This is a genomic window from Vibrio cyclitrophicus (assembly GCF_024347435.1).
Taxonomy (GTDB): domain Bacteria; phylum Pseudomonadota; class Gammaproteobacteria; order Enterobacterales; family Vibrionaceae; genus Vibrio; species Vibrio cyclitrophicus.
The window spans coordinates 1,939,066-1,955,975 of record NZ_AP025480.1 but is presented as its reverse complement, the minus strand read 5'-3'; the positions used below and the strand labels follow the sequence as shown (position 1 = coordinate 1,955,975).

Genomic DNA, 16,910 nt, shown 5'->3' with positions numbered 1-16,910 from the left:
TTAGCAACCAAATCTCTACCACGTTCTGCGCCTGATAGTGATAGAATCCCCGCATTAGAATTATCGAGAATCTAGGTATTTATAAACAATGTTTATCCATCACGTTAATGGCATCGACTGGCTGGTGATTACAGCTTTTGAAGAACTGAAAACGATGTTTATCGAAGATGCTGGCCCAATCCCGGCTTACTTCTCTACCGCCAGTGAATTGAGCCTGATTGATCAAGCCAAGCGCAGCTATGGATTTTTGCCGACACTCCGCGGTGTAATCACCGATACCGGCACGTATCAAAGTAAAGATCTTGAAGAAGATTTGAACCCACAGCTTGCCTGTATCGTTGAAGGGCGTGGTCGGGTGTTTATCTATCACGGCGACTATGTGGCTTTTGTCGATGACGAGCAAACCTTTATCACTCGCATGGACTGAAAAGATTCACTCATTCGAGGCTAGCGAATCGGAAAATCAACGAGTGAACCAGTCTTGAATAAAAATATTAAAGGATTAGTACGATGGCAAAAACGATCTCATTGGTACTTGGCAGTGGTGGCGCAAGAGGCTTGGTTCACGTTGGCATCATCCGCTGGCTAATTGAGCACGGCTTTCAGATAAAATCCATCTCTGGCTGTTCAATTGGTGCACTTATCGGTGGTGTCTACGCGGCGGGTAAGTTGGATGAATTTGAAGAGTGGGTCACCAGTATCGACCAATCGGATATGGCTATGATGTTAGATTTTTCATGGCAATCAAGTGGTATCTTCAAAGGGGACAAGATCATCGACACACTGCGTAGGCTGATCGGCGAGATTTCAATTGAAGATCTGCCTATCCCTTATACCGCAGTTGCTGCCAACGTCGCTGATGAAAAAGAGGTTTGGTTGCAATCGGGTTCTTTGTTTGATGCTATTCGTGCTTCTATCTCTTTGCCATTGTTCTTCACGCCTCACGTCATCAATGGTGAAGTGCTGATCGATGGAGGAGTGCTCAATCCCGTACCGATTGCGCCTACCTTTAGTGATAAGACAGACTTTACTCTGGCTGTGAACTTAGGTGGTGAACCTGAGATGCTTCAACAGGAAGTGATACCGGTTTCTCTACCAACAAAACAGAGTAACCTACATGAGAAGGTTACTCTTTTTATCGATAATCTAGGTAGCAGTGTAAAAAGTAAAATGAGCTTCAATTTTGCTGCCTACGACATTGCCAACCAAGCGTTTGATGCGATGCAATCGACCATTGCTCGTCAAAAATTGGCCGCTTATCCCGCAGATATTACGCTTGAGATCCCACGTAATGCCTGTGGCACCTTAGAGTTTGATCGCTCACAAGAGATGATAGATAGAGGCTACCATTTGGCACAGGCTAATCTGGGTAACCGACTTTAATGGGCTGGTCGTTAATTTTTATGGTTAGGCAACAGGCTAACTAAGAGGGGGATTTATGCAAACTGAACTCCATGAGCTTATGGCAACAAAAGATGTCATCGTTCTCACAAGCTTAGAAGTACCAGCCGTATCTTGGCTGATCGATGGCTATCAAGAGAACGCTGATACCCAAATTATCGAGAACGCACATCAATTAGACACCGAAGCGATTGTGTCGCAATGTCGAAGCGGCCTTAGTGACGGTAAAAAGGTCATACTTACCGCGCAGTTTCGCAGCCAGCTACCTATTATCAATATCGCTTCACTGTGTAATGAGAAGCGCAAATTATTGATCAATATTGAGTTGTCCGGTTGGAATGAAGAAAAACGCCTTCCCCATTCTTATAGCAGTTTCTAGCTTGTAGCCGTTTTTAGTTAACTAGCAGTGTCTCTTTAATCAGAGCCGTTCAATACAACACTGATGCAAGTGGTTAAGCCAGTGAAGTAGGGTGTATTATCGTTTGATAGATAAAACTAAGGCCTCGCATGTGCGAGGCCTTTTTATTTCGGATCTTGCAATAAACCGATCTCTAACAAATTATTGGGAACGAACTAGGTTAGCAAGCCATAACGAGTTTAGGATTACGAATTAAAGTATTCAATAGCTTAGTTTCGTAATAACAGCCGATAAACTTAAGATCAGGACGTTGCTTAATTGCTTCACATACAACGCCAAATCTAAGGTTATTCTTTTAGCTTAATTTGCCGCTTCTATGGTGCCTTTGAAGGTGCTGTTCAAAAAGTCATTGATCTCTTGAGAGTGATAAATCGAAATGATCTTTTTATAGACTTCATTATTTTTGTCTTCTTCTCGCGCCGCAACAACCATCACAGCTAAAGGTGCGTCTTTCTTCTCTAAGTAGATACCTTGTTTCTTAGGATCTAACCCTGCAGACATCACGTAGTTCATAGTAATAGCTGCAGCATCTACATCGTCAAGAGAGCGGGGCAACTGTGCGGCATCAACTTCGACAAATCGAATATTCTTTGGATTGGAGACAATATCGGTTAGAGATGCATTGAATCCAACGTTTTCTCTCAGTGAAATAAGCCCTGCATCTTCTAATAGTAATAGTCCGCGTCCGCCATTGGTTGGATCGTTTGGAATCGCAATTCTTGCGTTGTCAGGAATAGAGTCAAGTGAAGTGTACTTGTTAGAGTAAACGCCCATACGCATCAAAATTGAACGTCCGATAGAAACCAACTTACTATCATGATTGTCGTTAAAGTTGTCGAGAAATGGCTGATGTTGGTAGCTATTAAGTTGGATACTTCCGTCATCCAATGCTGCGTTAGGGGTGATGTAGTCTGAGAATTCAACTAATTCGATGTTAATCCCTTGTTTCGCTGCTTCAATAGCGACGGCCTGTACAACTTGTGCGTGTGGACCTACTGTTGCACCAATCTTGATGACTGCCTCGTCTTTTTTTCCACATCCTGTCACACCTAATGTGAATGCCAATGCCAACAGGGATGCGATGATTTTTTTGTAGCTTTTCATGATAACTCCATTTAATTAACTAAAAGACATATGGGTGCCTAGACGTCTATATTATCTATTAATGCGATTGGGTCAATAGGTTTGTTAAAGGAGAAGTTAAATTGATGTTATTACTAGGTGGGGTATATAACTCCAAAATATTGGATCTGCTTTCGCAAGCGATTGTCTGATTACACTTAATCACAGTGACTAAAACTCGACGAGCTTTATCGTTAAGAGAAAAGATTTCTTTAACCGTTAGTGATAGATAAAAATAAGGCCTCACGTTTGCGAGGCCTTGTCGTATGAGGATTGTAGAATTCACTGGATATTAATTAAACGCTTCCACTAATTACATGGTGAAGACTGGCGACATGCCGCTGTCTTGTCCGTTCATTAATAGTAGTCCAATCACAATAAGTAATAGACCGCCAAATAGCTGCAAATAATGACCAGCGACTTTTAATGAGGCACTGCTATTCTTGTTACCTGCGGCTAAGTAGCGTTTCACCAAATGTTTGCCTGTTAGCGTCATCATTGCAATTAGTGAGGTTGTTAATGCCGTACCAACCGCCATTGCCAACGCACTAAGAACACCCATCCAATACAAGCCGACCATGTTAGCGAAAAGCAGAACCATAATAGCTCCAGTACACGGCCTTACCCCTATGGTGACAATGATTCCTGCATATTCACGGAGCGTTGAAGCTTTATTTATCGCGTCTGCATCGGCGACGTGCTGGTGGCCGCATCCGCAGTCGGCATGAGAGTGATCTGCGTGCGAGTGTTCTGCTGATTGTATTGTACGAATGGGGTTCAACATCGCGGAACCATCAGATACTGATGAGCGACGCGCCATTGGTGATTGGGTCGAGATCGGTGAACGAGCGGCTATAGGAGAAGGCATATCTGTTGCGAATGCGGTGATGGTCTTCACTTTCAACTTTGGTTTGCGCACCGTTGAGTAGATGTTTTTCAGAGCTTTCCAGCAGATCAATGTACCCACCACGGCCACTAAGGCAAAGCTCAATGAAACAAATAGGTTGGCTTTGTCGTTCACTACTCGCATTGAAGCATTAAAGCCCCACAACAAAACGCTGACTAATAAGACAGCGACCAGTGCTTGTAACAAAGCGGATACCACCGTAAGAATCAAGCTGGCTTTTGCTTTGGTTGGGTGAGTGGCTAAGTATGTTGAAACGATGACTTTGCCATGGCCAGGCCCCAAAGAGTGCAGCATTCCATAGATAAAGCTGAATCCAATCAGGTAACAGCCTGCTCCCCAAGGGTTTGACTTGGCTTGGTAGAGTAGGTCTGCAAGTTCTGAATTGACCTCTCTTTGCCATTGGATACTGGTGATAACGAGTGATGGCCACATCGACCATAGTTGATACGCGCCAACAGCAACAAATAATAATGCACCGATACCAATGAGGGCATGGTTGGCTTTGAATTGATTTTTCTTCATATAACAAGAACCTGAATTAGAGATTACTATTTTCGTTAATTTGGCAGGTTTAACTCGTTTGAGTTAAGACGTTTAATAGCTCAAACGAGTCGCTGCGGTTAGGAAGTGGGAAGCGCAGCACAATGAAGCTTGACCGATTGAGTAAACAGTTGGCCGAGCGTGTTATCTGGATCCGCATCGGTTGGCAAAGACATCGCATAGCTCATTTGTTCTGGAGTCGGGTTAGGCTCAACGAGTTCTAACTGACATTGTCTCGCGAGTTCTGGCGATAAGGTCACATCCCCCTTAGATAACCACGACATATCGACAAAGTAGCTAGGGTCAAAGATCAATACACGAAGTGTGTCTCTTGTCACCGGTTTTGGTTTGGCAAGCGGTAGGTCAAAAGTGAGCACCATTTTGGCTTTGTCACGTTCAAATTTGGCATGCTCTGCTACTTGATATTTGATTGGCTCTTCATTGTCATAGAAGTAGGTGAAGTAGTGCTCGTACATCATGTTTTCGATAACGGATGCTGCCAGGTTTTTGAACGTCTCTTCTTCTTTGTCTGGAGATACGTCTTCACCATCTAACATATACATCGACGTCATAGCATCAAACGACCATTCCATCGACAGGCCAGTTATTAGGCCATTCTCACCTTCGATGTGGGTCTTCATTTCAACCCAGGAGTGAGGGTGGGCATATAGGTTTGGAGCAAAAGATAGCAATGCAATGCCAAGAGGTAAGCATTTTAGAAAATGAAAACACATCGAAAAGCGGCTTACACAGCCCAAAGAGAGGCGATCGAATACATTGATTAGAGTAGAGAACAGTTTCATGAAGACAGACGGTTATTTGTTGTGATGTTATAATATAACAATTTAAGCATTTATTCACTTTGAAAGAGGATAAGAAGCACATTAAAAACAACACCTGTGACAACAATGGTTTATCTCAAAGGTAGAGCCATAGACCTTAGAGCGTTGGCGGGTAACGTCTTTCTCATAAACCTTTCTGTTTCTATGAATCTTTTCGTCTCAATAAACTTTTCTTTTCCAAGCTAGCTTGTAGCTCCGTCTACTCTATAGTTTTTGCTGAAAGTGCTATTTCTCTATTCTGTAAATCTAATTTTTCATACCATGGTTATTGGCATATGCCAATAATGAGGAATATACTGAATGCCTGATCACCAATAACAGGGAGTTACCATGTTATACGCAGTACCTTGTCTTAATCTCCATGTCGGCAATCATTTTGCTCGTTCACCACAGATAGCGATTGTGGATGACCAACGACAAATAAAGCAGGTTGTTTCTTTGGTTGAATCCGACTCATCTTGTAATAAAAAGAAGCAATGGATTTCAGTGATCCACTCTTACGGCGTGCAAGCAGTTGTTGTCCGTCACATAGGGAAAAGGATGCTGGCGCACTTGTTTAAGAACGATATTAAAGTGTTAGCCTCGACAGGAAAGGTTGAAATCGAAGCATTAGATTTTGATCACCTACAAGAAGTGACCGATCTAGATTACGGTCGAGAGCCTCGCAATCATGGGTGTGGTAAGAAAGAGCGTAGGAGAGACGGCGCAATTTTCATGTCACGACCCCACAAATTGGGGGCTATTCGAGGGTTCCGTAAATGACATTCCTACTAACATTATTAGGCTTTGTCGGAATCGTGGCGTTGATGGCGATCGGTGTGATTTTTTCACGCCAGCCAATCAAAGGCAGCTGCGGGGGGCTAGCGCAGATCGATATTGAGCGTGAATGCAATTGCAAAGAGGTGTGTGAGGAACATAGCCGTAAGCTGTATCAGATCTCAGAACCCTCAAGCTAGAGAGCTCAAACAAGCCGCCATATAGCTAAGTCAATAGATAAACAGATAAACAGATAAACAGCTAAATCAGATAGTTGGATCGCTCAGTGACGAGTTCGGTATCCAGCAGTGAGAGTGGGATCTAGAGTTAAGGCTAGGGTGTCAGTTAAGAGTTTTGAATGACTAACGCGTGGCCGTTGACGATGCATTTAGCAACCTTGGCTCGTGCACGTTTAATGATGTTACCGAACGTTTGGCGAGACACCTGCATCTGCTCGGCGGCTTCAAGCTGGCTTAGGCCTTCTTGATCAGCCAAGCGTAGCGCTTCCAACTCTTCTAATAGCAGCTCTTCTTGATGAAGCTCGTCCATAGGGACGCCATTAGGCTTAAAACAAGAGTAAGCCGCACGAGTACATAACTGTCGATGTTTTTTTGGTCGAGCCATATCAATCTCTAGAAATCTAAGGGTAAAAGGAATAAGGATAAGTATGAAAGTTTTCATTCCTCACAACCATCGCCGCTGCCAAGTATGCAGCCAAGGCTTCTTTTCAGATAGCCCGATTTGCTTTGAAGTTGCTAGCAATAACGAGAACTTAGCTAAGCATGAAGCCTTAGCCAAGATTGTACCAACAGATAAAGCTGAGGGCTATGATGGCATTATGCAGGGCGGCATTGTTACCGCGTTACACGATGCCACCATGTTGCACTGCTTGTTCCAAAATAATATCACCGCTATGACGGTCAGCTTGACGTCTCGTTTCCATCATCCAATTTTGATTGGCCAAGAGTTAGAGATCCGCGCTCAATGGGTAAAAAGTAAACGCAATATTTACTTTTTAGAGAGTCAGATTACTCAAGGTGGCAAGTTATGTTCATCGGCAAAAAGTCAGTTCATGTCGTCACTTTAATCATCGAACCTAAGTTCTAATGATCTTGTGAACGTAGAAGTAGGGGAAAAAGTCGCAACAACTTCTTCTTTGATGCTCACCGGCTTTGAAATCCGACACAAGAGTTATGTAGATATGCCAAGGTTGTTAGCGGCTTTAGAGGACGGCGAGGTTGAAGCCATCGTCGCTGATGATGTAGTGCTCAAATATATGATTGATCACGGCAGAACCAATGGGCGATTTGAAAATTCGTGAGTCGCGAAAGTGGCGTAAAATATTGGTCGACTATTTTGCGGATCAGTAATCGAAACCTGCTAAGTACTACAAAGCTTTCTAAGTTTTTATTTCTACAGTTCTGAGCCAGAAGCTTTGTTCTTTTTAAAGTATTTAAATGCAGTCCAGACGGCATAAGCCGCAACACCAACAATCAATGCTGAACGAATAAGGATAGGTGCATCATGTTCTAATTGACTAACATGCGGCACAATACTCGCAAACAATCGACTGGTAAAAAACAGCCCCATTACTAACATAACAATTTTATTCATGTGACCTGCCGTTCAATTAGATGCGTTATACAAAACAAAGGATGACTTAATCACACTCTCGCGAGGTTAAAACTTGTTCTGTTCGAAATTAAAGAATGCGCTTCTCAAACCCGCTCGTCAACGCGATATCAGCCAAAAACCAGTAAGCTAAAGTTTCGTTTTTGGAAGTGACACTTTTCATTAATGAAGAGATAGTTGGGGATTGAGTGTGCGAGAAACCGTTGAACTTATTACGATGAATTTCGAATTTTCCATTTATTATCATGATTTGGGCTTGCAAGGGTTAGAGATTGTCGATCAGCAAGCACTGCAATCTTTTATTGACTCCTACGAATAATAATAGAGCTTGGCACTTACTCAAATGCCAAGCTCTGTTTTCAATGTTTACTATAAACTACTCACATCTATTTATGGTCGACTTACTCTTAGCAATTAGCAATTAGCAATTAGCAATTAGCCGGTAAGTGTCCGCGAACCATTACCGGCGACTAAGTATTAGTCCTTAAGCTTTTGCATACATGAGTGTTCTATAACCACCGATTAAGTTACGTGCTTTAAAGCCGTTGTTGACGAGTTGGCGATAAGCTACGTTACCACGTAACCCTACTTGGCAGTAGATTACAATCTCTTTGTCTATTGGAAGCTCACTCATTCGATGACGCAGTTGGTCGACTGGAATGTTGATTGCTCCCTCAATAAAGCCACCATTTTCTAGTTCGCCAGGGTTACGAACATCGAGTAGGAGTTGGTTGTCGCTTAATGTTTCAATCTCATCGAAATGAATAGGTGTCGCGTCACCTTTAATAATATTGTTGGCAACAAATGCGGCTTGGTTAATCACGTCCTTAGCACTCCCGTAAGGTGGTGCATAGGTTAATTCTAGGTGTTGAAGTTGATCAACGGTCATACCTGCACGTTGAGCTACTGCCATAACATCAATGCGCTTATCAACGCCATCTTTACCGACGGCTTGCGCACCCAGTATTTTCCCTGTCTTAGGATCGAATAACATCTTGAACGAGACAACTTGTGCGCCGGGGTAGTAGCTCGCATGGCTTGCTGTATGGACGTATACTTTTTCGTAACTGATTCCTGATTGTTTTAGTTGCTTCTCATTTTTACCTGTTGAAGCGACTGCAAGGTCAAAAATCTTACAAATTGCGGTCCCCTGAGTGCCTTGATAAGCTTCTTGGCGCCCAAGCATGTTGTCTGCCGCCATTCGACCTTGACGGTTGGCAGGGCCTGCTAATGGGACGAGCGTTTGCTCTCCTGTTACAAAGTCTTTGTCTTCTATTGCATCGCCGACCGAGTAAATTGAAGGATCGCTCGTTTGCATAAATTCGTTAGTGTAAATACCACCAAAAGCGCCTAGTTGAAGGCCTGCTTCTTGCGCCAATTTCGTTTCTGGACGTACACCAATAGCCATGATCAAAATATCGGTTGTGAGAGTTTCACCGTTATTAAGTGTTAATTCTAATTCACCCTCTAGGTGTTGGTGCTTCTCGCTCTCGCCTGAATCAAAGCTTGCGATGTGTTCGTTAGGTATATATTTCACAGATTCAAGTGCGACGCCGAGTTTTAGGTCGATGCCTTTTTCACGAATCTCCGCATGGGCAAAGCCGGCCATTTCTCGGTCTACTGGTGTCATTACTTGATCGGCCATCTCAATCAATGAAGTTTTGATCCCAAGCTGATGAAACGCTTCCATCATTTCCAAGCCGATAAAGCCACCGCCAACAACTGTCGCGTGCTCAGGCTTATTCATTTGGATTGTCTCGATGATGCGGTCCATGTCTGGAATATTGCGTAGCGAATGGGTGAGGGGGTTATCGATTCCTGAGATGGGAGGAACGACGGCACTGGCTCCTGGGCTGAGTAATAAGAAGTCGTAACTCTCGCTGTAGTGGCTACCATCAACAAGATTTTTGACTGTAACGGTTTTATTGGTGCGATCAATTGAGGTAACTTCGTTCATCACTCGTGCGTCAACGTTGAAGCGAGCTAAGAAGCTTTCAGGTGTTTGTAACAGAAGTTTGCTTCTATCCTCGATATCGCCACCTATGTGGTATGGCAATCCACAGTTGGCAAAAGAGACGAATGGTCCTCGCTCAAACATTATGATTTCGGCTTCTTCACTAAGGCGACGAGCGCGTGCAGCAGCTGAAGCACCTCCAGCTACGCCTCCGATGATTACAATTTTAGTCATACGTTTACCTATTACTGTCTCTAAGTTTAACTATACAAATTGCCGAGCATAGAGCTTGTATCTTCCTAATGATCAGGACTGGCTAGTCGCCGGCGATTGAGTAGTTTTCGAAATACCTAGATACTATAAAGATGTAAATTAGCATTGTCTAATGTTTGCTTTGATTTATTAGCTCTTACTAATGTAAAAGACTGTAAACCCTATAACGGTGATTACTTTGGCGCGCTTTAAATTCGGATTATTTGAAGATGCATTGCCGACTAAGACGACTCTATTCTATTGAAAGACGCCTTAGTCGGTGAGGGGAGAGGTTTAGTTTGAAGCTGTCACCTCGGGTTTGAGCGTTTGGTCTAAGAGCAGTGATTAGACTAAAGCACGCTAATGAAGGTAATACGCGTTAGCTAGTTGAGTAGAGGTTAGCCAAATTAACTCGCATGAGCATAATTAACAGGACCATGGGTGTGCTGACTCATTACATTTTTCAGATCTTGCTCATATTGATCCAACCACGCGTAACGTTCACGATACAGTTTTCGTTTTTGGCGCTTAAGAGCCTCAAGATCTTTCCTGGTAGGTTGTAGTGGTAGAGCGTAGAAACATTTGTCGTGTTGTTGTCCGTCGTGTTCTTCCCATAAGCAATTGTACTTCAGGCTGATTGTTTTACCCTTCTTGCCGTATCGTAATGAGTTAGAAACATGCCCAGATTCGTTGACGGCGTAAATGTGGTCAATCTCCAAACTGGTGGCCAATAATCGAAGAGTTTCAACCATGAATGATTTCGGTCTCAAACCATAGAATGCTTTTGTGAACGAGCGGCTAAATCCGTTGTCGTTTGCTCCCCCTTGTATTCCGCCAATGTAGATATCATTATTAAATACGGTGAATGATATGGTGTACATTTTGTTGAAGATTGAGTCGGTTAGGGAAAGGGTCAGTTCACCTTCTTTTCTAGCATTTCTCTCAAAACTTAGGTTTAGAAAATAAGCTTTTTCATCAATTTTCAGCTCTAAAAGATTAAGTCTCTCGTTATATATTTGATGGCGAGTTGTTGAGGTGAACTTATCTTCAAACCAGTCATAATGCTTTGATAGTATGTCAATTTTTTCTTTCTTACTAAAATCGGTACATAAGTAAGGTGTGACAAATTTAGATAGGAAGTTCGGCTGTTTTTTAAATAAAAGCTTTCTCTCGATAGAGCTGAAATTGTCATTCATTTTTCTTGTGTCTGAGTAAAAAAATAATGCTCGAACTGCAAACTTCACTATCGCTTTGTATTTGCCTTTATTTTTATGGACATTAGCGTCAATTCCCATACGAACTACATTCATAATCACCTCAGTAAAGAAGCGTTGCCCGAACACGCTAGCGTTCCGAACTGCTTCTTTTATTCTCATAAACATTAATGCCGATGATGATAATGAAAAGTGAAAGTTGGGTACGTATGGGTATGTATGATAATGTAATCGAGTCTGTTACTTAGTGTTCAAATCGTGCGCGATTACTTGTTATCAATGACCGGGTTTAATTAAGTGAGAACTTTCAAGCTTATGACTGCACTATTACTAGTGGCTTGGGGGAGGGATTATTTAGGATTCAGCCTGGCTAGGTTTTTAAAAAAGAATGCCACTGCAGAGCTGCAGTGGCATTAGAAGGATAACAAACTATAACTCTAACAGTTTGGCCAATTCGCGCTCTTCGAGAAGCTCTTCAATACGTTGACGAGTCTTAGGCGTTTCGGCTTGTGTTTTGGTTGACTTGCCTGCTTTTTTACTGCGGCTAGCTTGAACTTTTACTTTAGTTATAGACATCGTAATCTTCCTTGGATTCTGCTTTGAGTTATTATTTACCCTAAGCGTTACATGACTCTTTTAGTGCTTTACCTGCTTTAAATGCAGGCGTTTTTGATGCTGAAATTTGAATCTCTTCGCCCGTTCGTGGGTTACGACCAGTACGAGCAGCACGAGAATTAACTTTGAAACTACCAAAACCTAGGATGGCAACATCATCACCCTTAGCCAATGTATTAGAAATACCTTCAACAAGTGCGTTTAACGCTGAACCTGCTTGTTCCTTCGAGATATCTGCTGAAGTGGCAATGTGATCAACTAACTGAGATTTGTTCATATTCTATATTCCTTATTGAGTACGAGTGGCGCTTATTTTTAAGGCCGAGCTTGTTCCATCTTAGCAATAAGGACTGAAATAGTGTTAACGTCTGGGTAGGGTTTTGTAAAGTAATCAACAAGATTGAGCGTTAACTCGCCTTTTATTATAACTGAATGTAATTCTTTAGCTATTGGTAATTTAAATACTGGTTTATAAACTGATATGAAAAAGGCGAGCATCTATCTTTTATTGGGTTAAGAGAGTCAATAATAAGCCAGCACTTTGTTTATAAATGAGTAGGGTTATTAGTTAATTGATTAATTAGTTAGTTAAACTAGGCGCAGAAATAAAAAAGCCCAGCGAGAGTGCTGAGCTTTGATTTTGAGCTTGCAATGCAGAACTATTTAGTAATAAAGATTTGTTCTGTTTCTAGTGACGTCATAGCGCGAACTTGACGCCAAATATAGTAGAAAATACCTAACATCATCAGCATGCTTGGGATTGCAATGGCTGGGTAGCTGTAAAGTGTCAGCTTGCCAAGCTCTTCATTAAAAGCGGCTGTGCCCGCTGGGCTTGTCACAATCCACGTCGCTAAGAAGTAGTTCATCGCAGAAGAGAAAGCGAAAGTACTCGCGAACATGTAATTTGACGTCATTAAACAGCGGTCGAACTTTGCTTGGTGGCCAAACTGTTTTAAACGTTCTTCAATGAGAGAGATGTTTAGCAGTGCTGGCGTGAAGATGACTTTTTGGATGAACGGATAGCGAGTAAAAGTAGAACCAAGAACCGCTAAACCAATTATGCCTGGGATTAACGCTTCTTTTAATGCTAACCAACGCGTGTCCAATTCGAAGAAACCAATGCCACCTGTTAATAACACACTCACAAAACCAAGTGCCGCAATGAAATTAAACTTCTTGTTGCGGATTAGTTCCATACCACCGTAAGCGATAGGGAAAGCCAGTGCCACAAGCAGTGCTAAACCTGTTCCTAGGTGCTCCTCTCCACTGAATTTCATCAAGATGAATGATGGAAGAAAGACGTTAAAAACGATTTCGAAAAGAGGGCTAGATTTTTTGTTTTCTGTGTTACTCATAATTTCTAAATACATTATGTTATGGATTTATTCTCAGGGATTGTTGTTTACCTCGCCCAAGATGTAAAGCCCTAAGGTATCATGCTGTGTAACGACATGTGACATTTAGCACGTCATTTACTGTTTAAGTCTTTGAATTTAAGGTAAGAAACTCGTTAGGCTCTGCGCTTCTTAAAGGCGTGCCAGCCAGCACTGAGAATCGTTTTTATGACTACACTAAGCGCACTTAACTGAGGATCTGCATTTTTTCCTGCGGCAATACGCCACATTTGATGCTCGTACCAAACCAGTCCAACCATCGCCATTTTATCTAGTGTTGGCTTGCCTGTCGTTGGCACAGTTAACGGCATGCCGTGGTTTGGATCTTTTATCAATCGATTGGGGAAGTCTGGGTCAACCGCCATGGTTCGTGCAATTCCAATAAAGTCAGTCGCAAAGGTTTGTAACGCGTCGTTCATTGCTGGTGCTGTTCGAAAGCCACCAGTGACCACCAAAGGTGTATCTACAAGCTTTCTCACCTTCATCATGTAATCCATAAAGTAGGCCTCGCGCTTCAATGTACTTGCCTTTAAAGGTGGGGTTTTATTTTTAGACCCCATCATCGAAGGGCTTTCATATGTGCCACCGGATATTTCAATTAAGTCGATACCGTCGCTACTGAGCGTTTGTACAACTTGCATCGACTCTTCTTCAGTGAAGCCACCTTTCATGAAATCAGCACTGTTGAGCTTAATCCCCACAGGAAAGTCATTACCTACTTCTTTACGGATCGCACGGTAGACTTCGAGCACGAATCTGAGTCGGTTCCCTAATGAACCACCCCATTTATCGTCGCGCTGATTGTGTCTTGAGGATAAGAATTGACTCACAAGGTAACCATGAGCACCATGAATTTGCACGCCAGTAAATCCTGCCTGTTTTGCCAATTTTGCGCTTAAGGCAAACTTATTAATTACTTCATGTATTTCTGAGTCTGTTAGTGCTCGTGGGGTGTTAAAGCCTTTCTCTAATCCGCGCTCTAAAGAGATAGCTGAAGGGGCGACAGGCTGGTCACAAAGGAATTTAGGGATCTGTTTACCAGGATGGTTTAGCTGCATCCATATCTGAGAGTCGTTTTGCTTTCCGGCACTAGCCCAATCACGAAAGATGGTGAGGTCACTTTGCTCGTCCAAGACGACGTTGCTAGGTTCACCAAGTGCATTTCTATCAACCATCACGTTACCTGTCATGGATAAACCGATGCCACCTTCAGCCCAACGCTGATAAAGGGTTGTTAAACCAGTCTTAGGGTTATGCTGTTTGTCGCCAAGTTGTTCACTCATCGCTGATTTGAAGAGTCGATTTTTGATGATTTGGCCGTTGGAAAGGGTGAACGGTTTGCTGAGGTTGATCGAATTCATACGCTATTGGTTACTTCTTTTAAATGATGGTTTTAGTATGTCTTATTTTGTCGACTGTTCCGAGTAATTCGACTCATGTTTGGTTTATATGTGTTCAGTTTTGAATTTTATAGACATTGAGAATAACTGAATGTTTCCCCTTCAAATGCCAATCACAAAAATAAGTGAGTGTGACTGACTGAAGGGGAGCTAAGGGGGGGGGTAAAAAACTATTTCTCGAAGATAAGATTGAAACTTAATGGGATCTTGTCTGAAAGGGCTAATCCGCCAACCGTCGCTGAAAGCTTGTTTAGGTTATCTGTCGATATTCCAAAATCAGCGCCGTTTACAATGATGGTAGAAGCAGAATTGACCATAACAAAACCGTCCGTCGGAATTACAACAACAGGGAAATCAATTTTCTTTGTCATACCATGTAAAGTGACTTCGGCTGAGATGGTCGTGTTTTGCGGATCGCTAGAAAGTATTGATGGGTCAATTTTCCCGGCTATCTTCACCTCAGGGAAAGTCATGGATTCAAAGTAGAGTTCATTGAGTCTTTGGTCACGAATCGCTATGCCAGTGCTTAGGCTCTTTAGGTCCAACATTATAGAAAACTGGCCATCTTTTGTGAGCCCTCCTGATGACGCTTTGATCGACGCGGGCTCAACAACAAACTGCTTTTTAATGGTTGCGAAGGTGATATTTGATAATTCTGAATCTAACGTGTAGCCGCTTTCCGCGAAAGATTGAGCGGAGATAACGGCATAAAAGAGACCGAGCGTAGAGATTAGTTTTTTCATAGTTGGGTCACCAAGTTGCTGAATTTACCAGTCTAACGTTATAAACCAGTTTGCTTTTTGCATATCTTTTTGAATAGAAAGATAAATAAAAGCTTAGACCAGCGTGCAACAAATTACCCTAGGTAAGTGAGTACATCGCCATATTATTGGAACCATGATCTGCTAGTTGTTCGTATATCATTTGTTATGTTATAACATATCTATAATTTCACTCTTACATTTAGATATTAATGATAAAAGTAAGAGTGAGGCGAAAAGAATGCGCAAGGAGATTACGTAATGAATGCCGTTTTAACGAAGCCTTTGGCAACCAATAGCAATCAGCCACCCAACATTAGTTCAGCCGTAAGTATCAAAGATCAAGCGAGTCACAATGCGGGTTCTAGTGCTTCTGAGCAGCCAACTGTATTAGCCGATATCTATCAAAGTAATATCAATATCGCGATTTGGCAGCGTAACTTTGATCAAGAACTAACGGGTGAAATCAGTGAATTTATCGCTTTGAATCCAAACTTCAGTAAATCTATTAACCTGTCACCAGAGAATGCTTATGAGAAGCTAGAGTTTGCGACAGATGGAACGGCTTCAAAGGCTCTGTTAGGTAATATGGTGGAGCTGGTGGATATGTTTTGTTGTTTGTTCGAGCTTGAAGAAGTAGGGCTACGTTTAGCGGTTTTGAATCAAGCGATGTGTCCACGCTTCCATTTTGACCAAGTGCCTTGTCGCCTAGTAACTACCTATCACGGCACTGCAACTCAATGGCTGCCGAACTATGCGGTAGATCGCTCAAAGCTAGGTCGTGGAAGTAACGGGCAACCTGATTCAGCTTCAGGGCTGTACAGTCACGAGTCTGATATTCAGGAACTCTCAAGTGGCGATGTTGCTCTGTTAAAGGGTGAGCGCTGGGGTGGAAACGAAAACGCTGGCCTTGTCCATCGGTCACCAGTCACTGCTCCAGACGAGACGCGGCTATTGTTGACTTTGGATTTTGGTTAGTCCCACTACATTCGCGAGACTATTTTTCAGTAAACGACTCATCTCTTGTTGTTCCCGGGTTCTAATACACTTAGGTATTGTCGATGGATCTGAGCAGGGAACGGTAATAGACCTTCTTGGATCGCACGCCCATTGTCGGTTAGATCAGTATTCAAAGAGCGATGGTTAATCCATGTTTCTTGAGTTCTGTGTTAAATGCCCTTGCTGCATCATTCGCAATTACATGGCTTAACCAACGAGTGGTTTGCTGTTTATTAAGCGCTTCATTTATTGGTTCGTTCTTCTGCTCTAGATTGAACACCGCCAATACGCTTTTACACAGGTTGAAACCTTAGTTAAGAAAGCCAATGACACTTTGGATGGTAACGATACAAATTAGCAGACGCTGGAATAAGCCAGTTTAAAGCTAGCAACGCATAGCCAAGCGTTATTGACGTTGTTTCCGTTGGGCAGTCAAGAGGGGGAGTAAAGCAAAAGAGAGTGTTTGGAACCAACCGGAGAAATTCAATCGACTACTTGGGCAAATGGATCAGGGTTTTCAGAAACTCTACCGAGGCAGTCAAAGTCGTGATGTATCGTTAGCGGAATCAGGGCTGGAAGCAGCGCAAGTCACTTGCAAAGGCTGTCATCGTTCACACATATCAATAATACAACCTGTCGTCGGTTTCATTATTTATTTTAAAGCGTAAAATATATTCAGCTTGCAACCGTTTTGGCAACCAAT

General features: G+C 42.6%; 19 protein-coding genes and 2 pseudogenes. 9 read left to right on the top strand and 12 right to left on the bottom strand.

Going from position 1 to position 16,910, the window contains the following annotated elements:
• Nucleotides 1–88 precede the first annotated feature (88 nt).
• The 3 genes from OCW38_RS08545 to OCW38_RS08535 all read left to right on the top strand — a co-directional run bounded on the left by OCW38_RS08545 (nucleotide 89) and on the right by OCW38_RS08535 (nucleotide 1,780).
• A complete protein-coding gene (locus OCW38_RS08545) occupies nucleotides 89–427 on the top strand; it encodes a hypothetical protein (protein WP_010441305.1) in 339 nt (112 codons plus the stop codon).
• An 83-nt stretch (nucleotides 428–510) separates the two neighbouring features.
• Nucleotides 511–1,383 (top strand): patatin-like phospholipase family protein, encoded by an 873-nt coding sequence (locus tag OCW38_RS08540; RefSeq protein ID WP_010441304.1) that lies wholly within the window; start codon nucleotides 511–513, stop codon nucleotides 1,381–1,383.
• A gap of 55 nt (nucleotides 1,384–1,438) precedes the next feature.
• Nucleotides 1,439–1,780 (top strand): hypothetical protein, encoded by a 342-nt coding sequence (locus OCW38_RS08535; RefSeq protein ID WP_010441302.1) that lies wholly within the window; start codon nucleotides 1,439–1,441, stop codon nucleotides 1,778–1,780.
• 339 nt (nucleotides 1,781–2,119) lie between these two features.
• On the opposite strand, the gene OCW38_RS08530 is transcribed toward OCW38_RS08535, so the two are convergent.
• The 3 genes from OCW38_RS08530 to OCW38_RS08520 form a co-directional block, all read right to left on the bottom strand.
• Nucleotides 2,120–2,923, bottom strand: coding sequence for a MetQ/NlpA family ABC transporter substrate-binding protein (locus OCW38_RS08530; protein WP_016784540.1), 804 nt, complete (start codon nucleotides 2,921–2,923; stop codon nucleotides 2,120–2,122).
• A gap of 331 nt (nucleotides 2,924–3,254) precedes the next feature.
• Nucleotides 3,255–4,370 (bottom strand): nickel/cobalt transporter, encoded by a 1,116-nt coding sequence (locus OCW38_RS08525; protein WP_016794037.1) that lies wholly within the window; start codon nucleotides 4,368–4,370, stop codon nucleotides 3,255–3,257.
• Nucleotides 4,371–4,468: 98 nt separating this feature from the next.
• Complete coding sequence (locus OCW38_RS08520) at nucleotides 4,469–5,191, bottom strand: DUF1007 family protein (protein ID WP_016788752.1); 723 nt, start codon at nucleotides 5,189–5,191, stop codon at nucleotides 4,469–4,471.
• A gap of 369 nt (nucleotides 5,192–5,560) precedes the next feature.
• Between OCW38_RS08520 and OCW38_RS08515 the strand changes: the two genes are divergently transcribed.
• Both OCW38_RS08515 and nqrM read left to right on the top strand, forming a co-directional pair.
• Nucleotides 5,561–5,992, top strand: a complete 432-nt coding sequence (locus tag OCW38_RS08515; RefSeq protein WP_010441294.1) for a NifB/NifX family molybdenum-iron cluster-binding protein — start codon at nucleotides 5,561–5,563, stop codon at nucleotides 5,990–5,992.
• Nucleotides 5,989–6,186: a (Na+)-NQR maturation NqrM gene (nqrM, locus tag OCW38_RS08510; RefSeq protein ID WP_016767286.1), complete on the top strand. Its 198-nt coding sequence runs from the start codon at nucleotides 5,989–5,991 to the stop codon at nucleotides 6,184–6,186. Before OCW38_RS08515 ends, nqrM begins: the two co-directional genes overlap by 4 nt.
• 145 nt (nucleotides 6,187–6,331) lie before the next feature.
• Here nqrM and OCW38_RS08505 read toward each other — a convergent pair whose 3' ends face one another.
• On the bottom strand, nucleotides 6,332–6,610 hold the full coding sequence (locus OCW38_RS08505; RefSeq protein WP_010441291.1) for a DUF134 domain-containing protein: 279 nt from the start codon (nucleotides 6,608–6,610) through the stop codon (nucleotides 6,332–6,334).
• 43 nt (nucleotides 6,611–6,653) lie between these two features.
• Here OCW38_RS08505 and OCW38_RS08500 point away from each other — a divergent pair, with 43 nt between their 5' ends.
• Together OCW38_RS08500 and OCW38_RS08495 are read left to right on the top strand one after the other, a co-directional pair.
• Nucleotides 6,654–7,073, top strand: coding sequence for a PaaI family thioesterase (locus OCW38_RS08500; RefSeq protein ID WP_010441290.1), 420 nt, complete (start codon nucleotides 6,654–6,656; stop codon nucleotides 7,071–7,073).
• Nucleotides 7,074–7,091: 18 nt separating this feature from the next.
• Nucleotides 7,092–7,356: pseudogene (locus tag OCW38_RS08495) on the top strand (ABC transporter substrate-binding protein); the annotation flags it as partial.
• A 43-nt stretch (nucleotides 7,357–7,399) separates the two neighbouring features.
• On the opposite strand, the gene OCW38_RS08490 reads toward OCW38_RS08495, so the two are convergent.
• From OCW38_RS08490 to OCW38_RS08455, 8 genes are all read right to left on the bottom strand, one after another.
• Entirely contained in the window at nucleotides 7,400–7,600 is a 201-nt protein-coding gene (locus tag OCW38_RS08490) for a hypothetical protein (protein ID WP_010441287.1), read from the bottom strand.
• Between the two features lie 502 nt (nucleotides 7,601–8,102).
• Nucleotides 8,103–9,806, bottom strand: coding sequence for an FAD-dependent oxidoreductase (locus OCW38_RS08485; RefSeq protein ID WP_016784533.1), 1,704 nt, complete (start codon nucleotides 9,804–9,806; stop codon nucleotides 8,103–8,105).
• 425 nt (nucleotides 9,807–10,231) lie between these two features.
• Nucleotides 10,232–11,134, bottom strand: a complete 903-nt coding sequence (locus OCW38_RS08480; protein WP_133126330.1) for a VirK/YbjX family protein — start codon at nucleotides 11,132–11,134, stop codon at nucleotides 10,232–10,234.
• 333 nt (nucleotides 11,135–11,467) lie between these two features.
• Nucleotides 11,468–11,614 (bottom strand): hypothetical protein, encoded by a 147-nt coding sequence (locus OCW38_RS08475; RefSeq protein WP_016767291.1) that lies wholly within the window; start codon nucleotides 11,612–11,614, stop codon nucleotides 11,468–11,470.
• 40 nt (nucleotides 11,615–11,654) lie between these two features.
• Complete coding sequence (locus tag OCW38_RS08470; RefSeq protein WP_010441280.1) at nucleotides 11,655–11,930, bottom strand: HU family DNA-binding protein; 276 nt, start codon at nucleotides 11,928–11,930, stop codon at nucleotides 11,655–11,657.
• A gap of 382 nt (nucleotides 11,931–12,312) precedes the next feature.
• On the bottom strand, nucleotides 12,313–13,008 hold the full coding sequence (locus tag OCW38_RS08465) for a VC0807 family protein (protein WP_016767293.1): 696 nt from the start codon (nucleotides 13,006–13,008) through the stop codon (nucleotides 12,313–12,315).
• Nucleotides 13,009–13,163: 155 nt separating this feature from the next.
• The gene (locus OCW38_RS08460; RefSeq protein ID WP_010441270.1) at nucleotides 13,164–14,408 is read right to left on the bottom strand and encodes an NADH:flavin oxidoreductase/NADH oxidase family protein; all 1,245 of its coding nucleotides are present in this window, start codon (nucleotides 14,406–14,408) and stop codon (nucleotides 13,164–13,166) included.
• 209 nt (nucleotides 14,409–14,617) lie between these two features.
• A complete protein-coding gene (locus tag OCW38_RS08455; RefSeq protein ID WP_010441268.1) occupies nucleotides 14,618–15,190 on the bottom strand; it encodes a YceI family protein in 573 nt (190 codons plus the stop codon).
• A 279-nt stretch (nucleotides 15,191–15,469) separates the two neighbouring features.
• On the opposite strand from OCW38_RS08455, the gene OCW38_RS08450 reads away from it, so the two are divergent.
• Nucleotides 15,470–16,186, top strand: a complete 717-nt coding sequence (locus OCW38_RS08450; protein WP_102270559.1) for a DUF1826 domain-containing protein — start codon at nucleotides 15,470–15,472, stop codon at nucleotides 16,184–16,186.
• 518 nt (nucleotides 16,187–16,704) lie between these two features.
• Nucleotides 16,705–16,875, top strand: a pseudogene (locus OCW38_RS08445) (hypothetical protein); the annotation flags it as partial.
• Between the last annotated feature and the right edge of the window lie 35 nt (nucleotides 16,876–16,910).

Bases quoted from the DNA above. Each gene is read 5' to 3' on its own strand.
- OCW38_RS08545 (WP_010441305.1), top strand. From the start codon at position 89: ATGTTTATCCATCACGTTAATGGCATCGACTGGCTGGTGATTACAGCT.
- OCW38_RS08540 (WP_010441304.1), top strand. From the start codon at position 511: ATGGCAAAAACGATCTCATTGGTACTTGGCAGTGGTGGCGCAAGAGGC.
- OCW38_RS08535 (WP_010441302.1), top strand. From the start codon at position 1,439: ATGCAAACTGAACTCCATGAGCTTATGGCAACAAAAGATGTCATCGTT.
- OCW38_RS08530 (WP_016784540.1), bottom strand. From the start codon at position 2,923: ATGAAAAGCTACAAAAAAATCATCGCATCCCTGTTGGCATTGGCATTC.
- OCW38_RS08525 (WP_016794037.1), bottom strand. From the start codon at position 4,370: ATGAAGAAAAATCAATTCAAAGCCAACCATGCCCTCATTGGTATCGGT.
- OCW38_RS08520 (WP_016788752.1), bottom strand. From the start codon at position 5,191: ATGAAACTGTTCTCTACTCTAATCAATGTATTCGATCGCCTCTCTTTG.
- OCW38_RS08515 (WP_010441294.1), top strand. From the start codon at position 5,561: ATGTTATACGCAGTACCTTGTCTTAATCTCCATGTCGGCAATCATTTT.
- nqrM (WP_016767286.1), top strand. From the start codon at position 5,989: ATGACATTCCTACTAACATTATTAGGCTTTGTCGGAATCGTGGCGTTG.
- OCW38_RS08505 (WP_010441291.1), bottom strand. From the start codon at position 6,610: ATGGCTCGACCAAAAAAACATCGACAGTTATGTACTCGTGCGGCTTAC.
- OCW38_RS08500 (WP_010441290.1), top strand. From the start codon at position 6,654: ATGAAAGTTTTCATTCCTCACAACCATCGCCGCTGCCAAGTATGCAGC.
- OCW38_RS08490 (WP_010441287.1), bottom strand. From the start codon at position 7,600: ATGAATAAAATTGTTATGTTAGTAATGGGGCTGTTTTTTACCAGTCGA.
- OCW38_RS08485 (WP_016784533.1), bottom strand. From the start codon at position 9,806: ATGACTAAAATTGTAATCATCGGAGGCGTAGCTGGAGGTGCTTCAGCT.
- OCW38_RS08480 (WP_133126330.1), bottom strand. From the start codon at position 11,134: ATGAATGTAGTTCGTATGGGAATTGACGCTAATGTCCATAAAAATAAA.
- OCW38_RS08475 (WP_016767291.1), bottom strand. From the start codon at position 11,614: ATGTCTATAACTAAAGTAAAAGTTCAAGCTAGCCGCAGTAAAAAAGCA.
- OCW38_RS08470 (WP_010441280.1), bottom strand. From the start codon at position 11,930: ATGAACAAATCTCAGTTAGTTGATCACATTGCCACTTCAGCAGATATC.
- OCW38_RS08465 (WP_016767293.1), bottom strand. From the start codon at position 13,008: ATGAGTAACACAGAAAACAAAAAATCTAGCCCTCTTTTCGAAATCGTT.
- OCW38_RS08460 (WP_010441270.1), bottom strand. From the start codon at position 14,408: ATGAATTCGATCAACCTCAGCAAACCGTTCACCCTTTCCAACGGCCAA.
- OCW38_RS08455 (WP_010441268.1), bottom strand. From the start codon at position 15,190: ATGAAAAAACTAATCTCTACGCTCGGTCTCTTTTATGCCGTTATCTCC.
- OCW38_RS08450 (WP_102270559.1), top strand. From the start codon at position 15,470: ATGAATGCCGTTTTAACGAAGCCTTTGGCAACCAATAGCAATCAGCCA.